This is a genomic window from Ureibacillus sp. FSL W7-1570 (assembly GCF_038593265.1).
Classification (GTDB): domain Bacteria; phylum Bacillota; class Bacilli; order Bacillales_A; family Planococcaceae; genus Ureibacillus; species Ureibacillus suwonensis.
Map to the genome: position 1 here is coordinate 2,465,301 of NZ_CP151979.1, position 13,421 is coordinate 2,478,721.

A 13,421-nucleotide genomic window follows, 5' to 3' on the forward strand; every position below is an offset into this window, starting at 1 on the left:
CGACAAAAAGAAGTGTTATAATGAAGCTACAAGTATGTCGAGAAAGTAAAAGGAGAGGAAATCGTTGACGTATCAAGCATTTTATCGTGTTTACAGGCCGCAAAGTTTCCGCGAAATGTCCGGTCAAACCCACGTGAAAAGAACGCTCCAAAATGCTCTCCTGGCAAATAAAACAACCCATGCGTATTTGTTCTCCGGCCCCCGGGGTACAGGGAAAACAAGTACGGCCAAAATTTTTGCTAAAGCATTGAATTGTGAAAAAGCACCGACAAACGAACCGTGCAATGAATGTCCCACTTGCATCAGCATAACGGAAGGTTCGCATCCGGATGTCATTGAATTCGACGCCGCCTCCAATTCCCGCGTTGAAGAAATCCGCGACATTATTGAAAAAGTAAGGTTCGCTCCGGCAAGCGCCCGCTATAAAGTGTATATTATCGACGAAGTGCATATGCTTTCAACGAGCGCTTTTAATGCATTGTTAAAAACGTTGGAAGAACCTCCAGCCCACGCGGTGTTTATTTTGGCAACCACTGAGCCGCATAAGCTGCCGGCAACCATCATTTCCCGTTGTCAACGATTCGATTTTAAACGCCTGTCATCGAGCGATATCGTGGAACGGATGAAATTGGTGTTGGAAGATATCCAACTGCCTTATGAAGAACAGGCATTGAAAGTGATTGCGCAAGCGGCAAGCGGCGGGATGCGGGACGCTTTAAGTTTATTGGATCAAGTCGTATCCTTCAGCGGAGAAAAGTTGACGCTGGAAAATGCATTGCTCGTGAGCGGTTCCATTAGCCAGGATGTGTTTTATGATTTGGCGGCCGCTTTAAAGGATAAGGACATCGCTCATGTTCTTTCCTTATTGGAAGAGTTGATTGCGGAAGGGAAAGATCCGCTAAGGTTATCGGAAGACTTGATTACTTTTTTCCGGGATTTATTGTTGCTTCAAACAAGCGGGGATTTGGAGGAATTGCTTGAGCTGGTTACGCCCGAGGAAAAATTTGTGGAGCTGTCCCGGGAGTTTTCGGCGGATAAGCTTTATGGATATATAGATATACTTTCGAAAACCCAACAGGATATGAGATTTTCCCATCATACAAAGGTGTATTTGGAAACGGCTTTGTTGAAAATGGCCCAAATATCAAATGCCGGCACGTCTAATGCACCGCAGGCGGATCCCGCTCTGGGCAATAAAGTTGCCCAATTGGAGAAAATGATTTTTCAATTGAAAGAACAACTCGAAAATGGAGCAACGATTTCTCCTTCAAACACACCGGCAAAAGAAGAGAATCGCCAAAGAATAAAAATCACGAATGGATACAGAGCGCCTGAGGGAAGAATAAAAGAGGTATTAAAAGCGGCTACGAAAAAGGATATTATGCAAGTGAAAAATGCCTGGATGCCGGCTTTAAACCAGCTGCAAAAATCCCAATCCGCCCTTTTCGCGGAAGCGGAACCAGTTGCAGCATCTTCTAGTGCATTTGTGATAAAATTCAAGTATGATATACATTGTCAAATGGTTGCTGAAAACAGGGATCTCACTGCTGCATTTTCACAAATTCTTTTCCAACAAACCGGGAACATGTATGAAATTTTATGTATTCCGGAAAGACAATGGACCGTTTTGCGGGAAAATTTTATCCGTGAGAACGGTTTAAACTCCAAAAAAGCCCAAAATACGGAAAACAAGGTTCAGGAAAGTGCTCCGGAAGCGCCCTATATCGATGATGTGAGAGAGGCGGAATCGGAAGATCCGATTGTGAAAGAAGCGGAAAAGATGTTTGGAAAAGATTTTGTTGAGGTAGTGGATGATTGAGGAGATTCAGCATCCCTTTTAATGAATGCAATGAAGGAGGACGTTTTCATGCGTGGAATGGGAAATATGCAAAACATGATGAAAAAAGTGCAAAAAATGCAAAAAGAAATGCTTCAGGCACAGGAAGAATTAAATGCAAAACAATTTGAAGGTACTGCTGGCGGCGGCATGGTAAAGGTAATTGTAAGCGGGGAACGCAAAGTGCTTGAGGTCAACATAGATCCTTCCGTTGTGGATCCGGAAGATGTGGAAATGCTGCAAGATTTGATTGTCGTTGCAACGAATGAGGCATTAAAGAAAGTGGAAGAAGAAACTGCTGCAACAATGGGCAAATTCACTCAAGGTTTAAACCTTCCATTCTAGGGGGCAATTTTTCATGTATTATCCTGAACCAATATCAAAGCTCATTGATAGCTTTATGAAATTGCCAGGCATCGGTCCGAAAACTGCGGCTCGACTGGCATTTTTCGTTTTAACCATGAAGGAAGATGAAGTTTTATCCTTCGCCAAAGCATTAGTCGATGCAAAGAGGGATTTGACCTACTGCTCGATTTGTGGACATATTACAGATGTGGACCCTTGCCACATTTGCTCCGACCAAACTCGGGATGTATCAACGATTTGTGTTGTACAGGATCCGAAAGACGTAATCGCCATGGAAAAAATGAAAGATTACCATGGTCTGTACCACGTTTTGCATGGAGCCATCTCACCGATGGATGGCGTTGGACCGGAAGATATTAATGTGGCGTCTTTAATCAACCGATTGAAAGATGAAAGGGTAAAGGAACTTATATTGGCGACTAATCCAACGATCGAAGGAGAAGCAACAGCGATGTATATTTCACGTCTTGTGAAGCCCTCGGGAATCCGGACAACCCGTATTGCACACGGATTACCGGTAGGCGGCGATCTTGAGTATGCAGATGAAGTGACGTTATCAAAAGCTTTGGAAGGGCGGCGTGAAATATAAGGTGGGTTTATTCAGTCGTAAAGGGAAATTGAAAAAAGAATTTGATGAACAACTGATTCGTTTGATAAAAGAAACAAAAGATGATTGGAATTATGCAAAGCAGCTTGAAGAACTGACGGAAGATTATAATCTGGATGTAATCGCTCAAAGCAAAATAGCGGAAAGTCTTCATTTTTATTTGTTCAAAGAAGCACGAATCAGAAAAATAATGATTCGTTAAATATGGATCATTTTTAATTAAGGAATTTGCCAATTCATAGAGACGGTGTTAAAGGCAAGCATTTCATACATGTCAAGGCAAAAAGGAATGTTTGTTGAAAACGATACTAAGAGTAGCCGTAATAGCATATGTTTCCTATGTACTTTAATTCGGAAGGGGATTGAATGGGTACATACTTTGGTTTGGGTGCTATATGCGTGCTACTCATGATTTTACTTTTAATGGGCAAAAAAATCGGTTACGGTCTAATCATTGAAAAGCTGACGGTTTTTTGGTTCCGTCTGGCATGTTCTTTCACTTTTTTATATATTGCGCACATTACATTGGATGGATTTGATATTATCATCCCTGTAAACTTTTTTTCGGCACTCACAATCACGATTCTGGGTTTGCCAGGCGTGTTATGCATAGCGGTCTTAACTTTATTGCAATAAATCCATAAAAAATGTTGCATCTTTTTGAATAAGTTGATACAATAGATTTCCCTTCGAGATGAAAGTCGAAAAGGAAATAAAAATGTTGACAACGGAAAGTAATTTAGCTACAATATAAAAGCTCGCTAAAAAAGAGCAAAAAAATACTTGAATTAATAAAAAAATGTGATATAATTTCGTAATGTCACAACAAATTACCTGGATGAACCTTGAAAACTGAACACCGAAACGTTAATGTTATAAATTTTTCCGATTCGTTAACCCTCGTTGACGGATTGGATACGGACAAAAGTTTGAGCTAATCAAATTTTCTTTTATGGAGAGTTTGATCCTGGCTCAGGACGAACGCTGGCGGCGTGCCTAATACATGCAAGTCGAGCGGACCAATTAGAAAGCTTGCTTTTTAATTGGTTAGCGGCGGACGGGTGAGTAACACGTGGGTAACCTGCCCTATAGACCGGGATAACTCGCGGAAACGCGTGCTAATACCGGATAACACACCGAAGCGCATGCTTCGGGGTTGAAAGATGGTTCTGCTATCACTATAGGATGGGCCCGCGGCGCATTAGCTAGTTGGTGGGGTAACGGCCTACCAAGGCGACGATGCGTAGCCGACCTGAGAGGGTGATCGGCCACACTGGGACTGAGACACGGCCCAGACTCCTACGGGAGGCAGCAGTAGGGAATCTTCCACAATGGGCGAAAGCCTGATGGAGCAACGCCGCGTGAGCGAAGAAGGTCTTCGGATCGTAAAGCTCTGTTGTAAGGGAAGAACAAGCGCAGCAGTCACTGGCTGCGCCCTGACGGTACCTTACTAGAAAGCCACGGCTAACTACGTGCCAGCAGCCGCGGTAATACGTAGGTGGCAAGCGTTGTCCGGAATTATTGGGCGTAAAGCGCGCGCAGGCGGTCTCTTAAGTCTGATGTGAAAGCCCCCGGCTCAACCGGGGAGGGTCATTGGAAACTGGGAGACTTGAGTGCAGGAGAGGGAAGTGGAATTCCATGTGTAGCGGTGAAATGCGTAGAGATATGGAGGAACACCAGTGGCGAAGGCGGCTTCCTGGCCTGTAACTGACGCTGAGGCGCGAAAGCGTGGGGAGCAAACAGGATTAGATACCCTGGTAGTCCACGCCGTAAACGATGAGTGCTAGGTGTTAGGGGGTTTCCGCCCCTTAGTGCTGCAGCTAACGCATTAAGCACTCCGCCTGGGGAGTACGGTCGCAAGACTGAAACTCAAAGGAATTGACGGGGGCCCGCACAAGCGGTGGAGCATGTGGTTTAATTCGAAGCAACGCGAAGAACCTTACCAGGTCTTGACATCCCGCTGACCGCCATGGAGACATGGCTTTCCCTTCGGGGACAGCGGTGACAGGTGGTGCATGGTTGTCGTCAGCTCGTGTCGTGAGATGTTGGGTTAAGTCCCGCAACGAGCGCAACCCTTGTCCTTAGTTGCCATCATTCAGTTGGGCACTCTAAGGAGACTGCCGTACAAATACGGAGGAAGGTGGGGATGACGTCAAATCATCATGCCCCTTATGACCTGGGCTACACACGTGCTACAATGGGTGGTACAAAGGGCAGCGAACCCGCGAGGGGGAGCGAATCCCAAAAAGCCACTCTCAGTTCGGATTGCAGGCTGCAACTCGCCTGCATGAAGCCGGAATCGCTAGTAATCGCGGATCAGCATGCCGCGGTGAATACGTTCCCGGGCCTTGTACACACCGCCCGTCACACCACGAGAGTCTGTAACACCCGAAGTCGGTGAGGTAACCCTCCGGGAGCCAGCCGCCGAAGGTGGGACAGATGATTGGGGTGAAGTCGTAACAAGGTAGCCGTATCGGAAGGTGCGGCTGGATCACCTCCTTTCTAAGGATATAAACGGAAAACATTAACGTTTTGGGTTCAGTTTTGAAGGTTCATGCCTTCAATCAAGAGTTTTGTTCTTTGAAAACTGGATAAACGACATTGAAAGCAAGAAATTTACTGTAAAGTTCTTACGCTTTTCTGATAGAAAAGCAAACCATCAAGGGTTACGAGGCGCAAGCAAATCGTAAGCCGTAAGGTTAAGTTAGTAAGGGCGCACGGTGGATGCCTTGGCACTAGGAGCCGATGAAGGACGGGACTAACACCGATATGCTTCGGGGAGCTGTAAGTAAGCTTTGATCCGGAGATTTCCGAATGGGGCAACCCACTGCTCGTAATGGAGCAGTATCTTAACGTGAATTCATAGCGTTAAGAGGGCACACCCAGGGAACTGAAACATCTAAGTACCTGGAGGAGAAGAAAGAAACATCGATTCCCTGAGTAGCGGCGAGCGAAACGGGAACAGCCCAAACCAAGAGGCTTGCCTCTTGGGGTTGTAGGACACTCTATACGGAGTTACAAAAGGATGGGTTAGACGAACCGTTCTGGAAAGGACGGCCGTAGAAGGTAACAGCCCTGTAGTCGAAAATCCATCCTCTCCAGAGTGGATCCTGAGTACGGCGGAACACGTGAAATTCCGTCGGAATCCGGGAGGACCATCTCCCAAGGCTAAATACTCCCTAGTGACCGATAGTGAACCAGTACCGTGAGGGAAAGGTGAAAAGCACCCCGGGAGGGGAGTGAAAGAGAACCTGAAACCGTGTGCCTACAAGTAGTCAGAGCCCGTTAACGGGTGATGGCGTGCCTTTTGTAGAATGAACCGGCGAGTTACGATTACGTGCAAGGTTAAGTCGAGGAGACGGAGCCGCAGCGAAAGCGAGTCTGAATAGGGCGAAAGAGTACGTGGTCGTAGACCCGAAACCAGGTGATCTACCCATGTCCAGGGTGAAGGTGAGGTAACACTCACTGGAGGCCCGAACCCACGCACGTTGAAAAGTGCGGGGATGAGGTGTGGGTAGCGGAGAAATTCCAATCGAACTTGGAGATAGCTGGTTCTCTCCGAAATAGCTTTAGGGCTAGCCTCGCGTAACGAATACTGGAGGTAGAGCACTGTTTGGACTAGGGGCCCACCTCGGGTTACCGAATTCAGACAAACTCCGAATGCCAGCTATTTAGACGCGGGAGTCAGACTACGAGTGATAAGATCCGTGGTCAAGAGGGAAACAGCCCAGACCACCAGCTAAGGTCCCAAAGTAACCGTTAAGTGGAAAAGGATGTGGCGTTGCTTAGACAACCAGGATGTTGGCTTAGAAGCAGCCATCATTTAAAGAGTGCGTAATAGCTCACTGGTCGAGTGACGCTGCGCCGAAAATGTATCGGGGCTAAACGGTTCACCGAAGCTGTGGATTCGTGCTTCGCACGAGTGGTAGGAGAGCGTTCTAAGTGCGCAGAAGTCAGACCGGAAGGACTGGTGGAGCGCTTAGAAGTGAGAATGCCGGTATGAGTAGCGAAAGATGGGTGAGAATCCCATCCACCGAATGACTAAGGTTTCCTGAGGAAGGCTCGTCCGCTCAGGGTTAGTCGGGACCTAAGCCGAGGCCGAAAGGCGTAGGCGATGGACAACAGGTTGATATTCCTGTACCACCTCCCCGCCGTTTGAGCAATGGGGGGACGCAGGAGGATAGGGAAAGCACGCCGTTGGTCGCGCGTGTCCAAGCCGCAAGGCGGGGAAGTAGGCAAATCCGCTTCCCGTAACGCCAAGCGGTGATGGGGAGCCTCTTAGGAGGCGAAGTTCCTGATTTCACACTGCCAAGAAAAGCCTCTAGCGAGGCGGGAGGTGCCCGTACCGCAAACCGACACAGGTAGTCGAGGAGAGAATCCTAAGGTGAGCGAGAGAACTCTCGTTAAGGAACTCGGCAAAATGACCCCGTAACTTCGGGAGAAGGGGTGCTCATTGGGGTGCAAGCCCCGATGAGCCGCAGTGAATAGGCCCAGGCGACTGTTTATCAAAAACACAGGTCTCTGCAAAACCGCAAGGTGACGTATAGGGGCTGACGCCTGCCCGGTGCTGGAAGGTTAAGAGGAGGAGTTAGCGCAAGCGAAGCTCCGAATTGAAGCCCCAGTAAACGGCGGCCGTAACTATAACGGTCCTAAGGTAGCGAAATTCCTTGTCGGGTAAGTTCCGACCCGCACGAAAGGCGTAACGATCTGGGCACTGTCTCAACGAGAGACTCGGTGAAATTATAGTACCTGTGAAGATGCAGGTTACCCGCGACAGGACGGAAAGACCCCGTGGAGCTTTACTGTAACCTGATATTGAATTTCGGTGCAACTTGTACAGGATAGGTAGGAGCCGTAGAAGGGGGAGCGCCAGCTTCCCTGGAGGCGCCCTTGGGATACTACCCTGGTTGTACTGAAATTCTAACCCGCAAGCCTGATCGGCTTGGGAGACAGTGTCAGGTGGACAGTTTGACTGGGGCGGTCGCCTCCCAAAAGGTAACGGAGGCGCCCAAAGGTTCCCTCAGAATGGTTGGAAATCATTCGCAGAGTGTAAAGGCATAAGGGAGCTTGACTGCGAGACCTACAAGTCGAGCAGGGTCGAAAGACGGGCTTAGTGATCCGGTGGTTCCGCATGGAAGGGCCATCGCTCAACGGATAAAAGCTACCCCGGGGATAACAGGCTTATCTCCCCCAAGAGTCCACATCGACGGGGAGGTTTGGCACCTCGATGTCGGCTCATCGCATCCTGGGGCTGTAGTCGGTCCCAAGGGTTGGGCTGTTCGCCCATTAAAGCGGTACGCGAGCTGGGTTCAGAACGTCGTGAGACAGTTCGGTCCCTATCCGTCGTGGGCGCAGGAAATTTGAGAGGAGCTGTCCTTAGTACGAGAGGACCGGGATGGACACACCGCTGGTGTACCAGTTGTCTTGCCAAAGGCACAGCTGGGTAGCTATGTGTGGACGGGATAAGTGCTGAAAGCATCTAAGCATGAAGCCCCCCTCAAGATGAGATTTCCCATTGCATAAGCAAGTAAGATCCCTCAAAGACGATGAGGTAGATAGGTCCGAGGTGGAAGCACGGTGACGTGTGGAGCTGACGGATACTAATCGATCGAGGACTTAACCAAAAGAAAAGCTTTCAATGCCGTTATCCAGTTTTGAGAGAACAACCTCTCAACTAAATATGGTGAAGTGACGATGGCAAAGAGGTCACACCCGTTCCCATACCGAACACGGAAGTTAAGCTCTTTAGCGCCGATGGTAGTTGAGGGCTTCCCTCTGCGAGAGTAGGACGTCGCTTCGCAAGAAGGGCTTGTCTAAAAAGTCCATAAAAACAGAGCGAATGGAGAAAACAATGAGTTTTTCCATTCGCTCTGTTTCCTTATTTTTGAAATTGGTTTGGGAATTTGCGGCCCATTTCAGTATGTTGTGGGCCATTGCCACAATCCCGAATTCTGTTCGGACTTTATGAAGCCCCCGTAACAGAAATCGAGTGAAACGCAAATTGCCCTTGATGTTCCCGAACACACTTTCGACATCCACTTTACGCTTCGCATAAAGAGCTGCCTTTTGTTCGTCACCAAGAGCTGCTTTGGCTTTCGCTTTCATTTCTTCATAAATCGTGTTCCAATATACTCGACGATTTCCTTTGGCTTTCGTACACCCATTCTTCAACGGGCAATCCGTACAATCTTCACACTCGTACACTTTCAAATCTTGTATGTATCCAGATGCATTTTTTCTTTTTTGATAATACTTGAATACGACTTTCCGATTGTTCGGACAGATAAAGCAATCGTCTTCTTCGATGTATTTCCAGTTTTGTACTTTTGATAAATCCTTTTTAAACTTTTTACTTTGTTCCTTCAAATAGGTTTGGTATGGGGCTAATAATTCAAAACGAGGTTCTTTTTCTTCGCCAATCGCATATAAATAGTTTTCTTCACTCGCATATCCTGCATCGGCAATGACATACTTGAGTTTCTTTTCCTTCGGTATCGATTCCAATAACTTTTCCATAAATGGTTGGAAACAGCGAGTATCTCCTGGATTTTGATAAATTTCAAATCCCACGATAAATTGATGTTGTGTGGCGAGTTGAACATTATAACCCGCCTTGAGTTGGCCGTTTTTCATATGGTCCTCTTTCATTCGCATAAAAGTGGCCTCATGGTCGGTTTTCGAGTAGCTATTTCGTTCACCTAGAATCTGTTTTTGTACTTTGTATTTTCGTAATCGTGGAAGATAATCCGTTTGAATCGTTTTCAGTTGTTTGGTGAGTTGGGATTTTTTAGAGCGAAGTTCTTTTTTTCTTTCTTTGTCTTCTTCCTGTTTATAATCTTTTTCCAAAGCTTCTATTCTCTCAGAAAGTTGTGCCGATGATTTTTCTAATTCTTCTTCTAATTGTTCTTCTTTTAATTCCTCCAAGGCGATTTGGTGCGCTTCTTGTAGAAACGATTGAATTTTGGCTCGTAGTTTCTGATCATATTTTTCTACGGATTTTCGCCATACAAACGTATATTTGTTGGCATTCGCTTCTATTTTCGTACCATCCACAAAAATATGGTCGAGGTCGATAAATCCTTGTTCTACTAGTTGAAGGACAAATTGTTCAAATACAGAATCCATCATGTTTGACATACGAACACTACGAAAATCATTTATTGTGCGATGGTCAGGGGTTTGCAATCCCGCCAACCACATCATCGGAAGATTTTCTTTCACCATTTGCGCCATTTTCCGACTTGAATAAACGTTTTGAGTGTACGCATATAAAATCACTTTCAATAACATTTTAGGGTGATAGGGTGCACGACCCCCACCAACATAATGAGTATACAACACTTCATCCGGAATCGATTCCACCATTTCATCCACTAAACGGGCGACATGATTTTCAGGAATATACATTTCGATATCTAAAATGCTCATGACTTGACGATTGCAATAAGGTTGGAAAACTAGCTTTTTGCGTTTCTTGTTCTTTTGAACCTCTATTTTTTGAATACCCTCTAGAGTCATTTCTAATTGCGTGTTATAATTTTCTTGAATAGTCATTTGATTATTCATAAAAAATCGTCCTTTCTTTAGAATGTTTTTTGGTCAATTTCATTCTATAAAAAAGGACGATTTTTTTGTACCCTAAAAACAGAAAAAAGGGCTGAGCCGAAGGTCGAATCAATCGACTTTTCGGACAGCCCCTTTTAATTGCCAAAAACGCCCTTAACTACCAAAGACCGGAGGTCAGTTCGGCGCGATACAGTAGCAGGAACCAAAAAGTGAAGCGGCAAGCCGATTAGAAGCAGACGAGAAGCACGGGGACCAAGAAGATCAAGGAAGCGAGGCGGCCCGGAGCGCAAGCGTCGGGTACGTGAGCACCGGACCGCCGAAGCTGACGAGAGTAGCCGGTCAACGTGCTTCGGAGTTCGCGCCGATGGTAGTTGGGGGGATCCCCTGCGAGAGTAGGACGCCGTTAATAAAAATCACTATATTTTAGTTTTCTGCTTTTTCATTCATTTATATAAGGAAACGGAATGGAATTAAAAACGATACAAGTTATTTAGAGGTTAATTATTTATTTGCCCCCTCCTATTAAAGACCGAAAGTCTATTCATTCTTAATTTCCAGTTGGCTGGTTATCTTTCCATTCGCCTCATGCTTTCTCTTCTCGCTTCAGGTGATTTTTTGTCTTCTGCCATTTTTCTTCCCCCTAGGATAAAAGAAATTCAATAGCTTATTCATAATTTTCGTTTCCTAATTTTTCTATATTTTATGCCAAACCGTCTTTGGTCATCAAATTTTTCATCGTGCCAAAAAAAATGGCATCTTAATATTTTGACAACGGGGATACAGTGAGCTTCCCCGAATGGATGAATTCATTTTCAATGAATTCATTATCAGAAGATGAGTTTTTCTTCCATTCAGACTATAATAAAAGTCAGTAGTACAGGGGGGAAGACGATGAGAATAGGACGTCCATTAGTTGAAACACTAAAGAAATTTGTAGAAAAACAGCCCACATCCTTTCATGTACCGGGCCATAAAAATGGGTTCATATCCGGACTGCCTAAAGAATTGCAAGGGGCACTCCCCTTTGATTTAACGGAATTGACGGGCCTTGATGATTTTCATCATCCGGAAGGGGCCATCTATGAAGCGGAACAGCTATTGGCCCAAACCTATGGTGCAGATCGAAGTTTCTTTTTAGTGAATGGCTCAACGGTTGGAAATTTGGCAATGATTTATGCCACGTGCAAAAGAAATGAAAAAGTGATTGTGCAAAGAAATGCGCACAAATCGATATTTCACGGCCTTCAATTGGTGGGGGCTAAACCGATCTATGTTTCGCCGGAATGGGACGGGGAAACCCGGACGGCCACCCATGTGTCGTTATCGACTTTGAAAGAGGTGTTACTGCTTCACCAAGACGTCAAAGCGGTCATTTTAACTTCCCCAACTTATTACGGAGCCGTATCGAAGGAATTGAAACAGCAAATAGCTCTATGTCATGAATTGGGGATCCCGGTGCTGGTGGATGAAGCCCACGGAGCCCATTTATCTGCGAGCAAACGATTTCCGGAATCGGCATTGGATGTCGGCGCGGATATTGTTGTCCAATCCGCCCATAAAACATTGCCGGCAATGACGATGGCTTCATTTTTACATATTAAATCGAACATTGTGGATGCGGAACGGGTGAACCGTTATTTGCGCATGTTGCAATCCAGCAGTCCATCCTATTTATTGCTCGCATCATTGGATGATGCAAGGCATTATGTTCAAACGTATTCAGAAATTGATGCAAGCTATTTCTTTGAAAAACGGAACCAATGGATTGAGGCATTGCGCTCAATCCAGCCGCTGGAAGTTATCGAAGTCGACGATCCGTTAAAAGTGCTGCTTAGGGTGCCAGGCTACACTGGTTTCCAGTTGAAAGAATCGTTGGAGAATAGTGGGATATATCCGGAAATGGCTGATGTCCATCAAGTGTTATTGATCTTGCCTCTATTGAAGCAAGGTCAAAATTTCCCTTTTGCAGAAACAAGAATCCAAATAAAAGAAGCTGTTGCTTCTTTGAAGAAAAGGGAAAAAACAAACGTATTATCAAATCCGTTGAAAGAAATCCAGAAAATCTCCATTCCCGAGTACTCTTTCGATGAATTGGCGGATATGGAGACCGAATGGATTCCTTATGTGCGAGCCATGGGCAGAGTGTCAGCGGGCATGGTGATACCATATCCACCGGGAATCCCTTTGTTTATATCCGGGGAAAAAATTACGGTGTCAAAACTGAGTCAATTGGAAGAATTGATCGCAGTAGGAGCTGCGTTCCAAGGGGAAATTCGGCTTGAAGAAAAGCTCCTTTGTGTCGTAAAGCCTTAATCGGCATGAAAAAAAACATTCATTGGAGGAACAACTTGTGGGATATTTAATCAGTTTTGAAGGTGGAGAAGGTGCAGGAAAAAGTACGGTCCTGAAACGATTAGCGGAATACTTGGTTCAACAGGGGTATGAAGTCGTTTGTACGAGAGAACCTGGAGGAATTGAAATTGCGGAACAGATTCGAAATATCATTTTGGACAAAAAGAATGTAAGGATGGATGCAAAGACAGAAGCGCTTTTGTATGCTGCTGCAAGAAGACAGCATCTTGTAGAAAAGGTTATTCCAGCATTAGAAAAAGGCAGTATCGTATTATGTGACCGATATATAGACAGCAGTTTAACATATCAAGGATATGCCAGAGGTCTTGGAATAGAAGAAATATTGACCATTAACCAATTTGCGATTGATGGTTATATGCCTCATTTGACTTTATTTTTGGATGTCTCTCCCGAGGTGGGGCTTTCAAGGATACGGAAAAACGGAGACCGGGAAGTCAATCGTCTGGATTTGGAGTCGTTGGATTTTCACCGTAAAGTGAGAGAAGGCTACTATCATCTTTTAGAAGAATTTCCTGAAAGAATCAAAAAAATTGATGCCGAGCAGGACATGGAAACGGTATTCCAACTTGTTTTGAACGAAATATTAAATTATTTAAAACGGAATCATTAATAGAAGGATTCTGCTTTATGCAGGATTCTTTTCTTTTTGTTTTGAGGGTAAACTGTAAAAAA

Annotated in this window: 7 protein-coding genes and 3 rRNA genes; all 10 read left to right on the forward strand. The window is 45.4% G+C overall.

The genetic code is table 11. The annotated features are described in order from the left end of the window. Nucleotides 1-64: 64 nt before the first annotated feature. Complete coding sequence (gene dnaX / locus NST13_RS12320) at nucleotides 65-1,819, forward strand: DNA polymerase III subunit gamma/tau (protein ID WP_342580697.1); 1,755 nt, start codon at nucleotides 65-67, stop codon at nucleotides 1,817-1,819. 48 nt (nucleotides 1,820-1,867) lie between these two features. After that, a complete protein-coding gene (locus NST13_RS12325) occupies nucleotides 1,868-2,182 on the forward strand; it encodes a YbaB/EbfC family nucleoid-associated protein (RefSeq protein ID WP_342470720.1) in 315 nt (104 codons plus the stop codon). A 13-nt stretch (nucleotides 2,183-2,195) separates the two neighbouring features. Further along, nucleotides 2,196-2,792, forward strand: coding sequence for a recombination mediator RecR (recR, locus tag NST13_RS12330; RefSeq protein WP_342470719.1), 597 nt, complete (start codon nucleotides 2,196-2,198; stop codon nucleotides 2,790-2,792). Further along, a complete protein-coding gene (locus tag NST13_RS12335) occupies nucleotides 2,782-3,012 on the forward strand; it encodes a YaaL family protein (RefSeq protein ID WP_342470718.1) in 231 nt (76 codons plus the stop codon). Before recR ends, NST13_RS12335 begins: the two co-directional genes overlap by 11 nt. A gap of 164 nt (nucleotides 3,013-3,176) precedes the next feature. After that, a complete protein-coding gene (locus NST13_RS12340; protein WP_342470717.1) occupies nucleotides 3,177-3,446 on the forward strand; it encodes a pro-sigmaK processing inhibitor BofA family protein in 270 nt (89 codons plus the stop codon). A gap of 313 nt (nucleotides 3,447-3,759) precedes the next feature. Continuing rightward, nucleotides 3,760-5,312, forward strand: a 16S ribosomal RNA gene (locus NST13_RS12345). A 195-nt stretch (nucleotides 5,313-5,507) separates the two neighbouring features. Beyond that, nucleotides 5,508-8,434, forward strand: a 23S ribosomal RNA gene (locus NST13_RS12350). A 60-nt stretch (nucleotides 8,435-8,494) separates the two neighbouring features. Beyond that, nucleotides 8,495-8,610: ribosomal RNA gene (rrf, locus tag NST13_RS12355) — 5S ribosomal RNA — on the forward strand. Together the 16S, 23S and 5S rRNA genes form the textbook arrangement of a ribosomal RNA operon. 2,657 nt (nucleotides 8,611-11,267) lie before the next feature. After that, entirely contained in the window at nucleotides 11,268-12,689 is a 1,422-nt protein-coding gene (locus tag NST13_RS12360) for an aminotransferase class I/II-fold pyridoxal phosphate-dependent enzyme (RefSeq protein WP_342470716.1), read from the forward strand. A 37-nt stretch (nucleotides 12,690-12,726) separates the two neighbouring features. Beyond that, nucleotides 12,727-13,359 (forward strand): dTMP kinase, encoded by a 633-nt coding sequence (gene tmk, locus NST13_RS12365; RefSeq protein WP_342470715.1) that lies wholly within the window; start codon nucleotides 12,727-12,729, stop codon nucleotides 13,357-13,359. Nucleotides 13,360-13,421 lie beyond the last annotated feature (62 nt).

Bases quoted from the DNA above. Each gene is read 5' to 3' on its own strand.
- NST13_RS12325 (WP_342470720.1), top strand. From the start codon at position 1,868: ATGCGTGGAATGGGAAATATGCAAAACATGATGAAAAAAGTGCAAAAA.
- NST13_RS12340 (WP_342470717.1), top strand. From the start codon at position 3,177: ATGGGTACATACTTTGGTTTGGGTGCTATATGCGTGCTACTCATGATT.
- recR (WP_342470719.1), top strand. From the start codon at position 2,196: ATGTATTATCCTGAACCAATATCAAAGCTCATTGATAGCTTTATGAAA.
- NST13_RS12360 (WP_342470716.1), top strand. From the start codon at position 11,268: ATGAGAATAGGACGTCCATTAGTTGAAACACTAAAGAAATTTGTAGAA.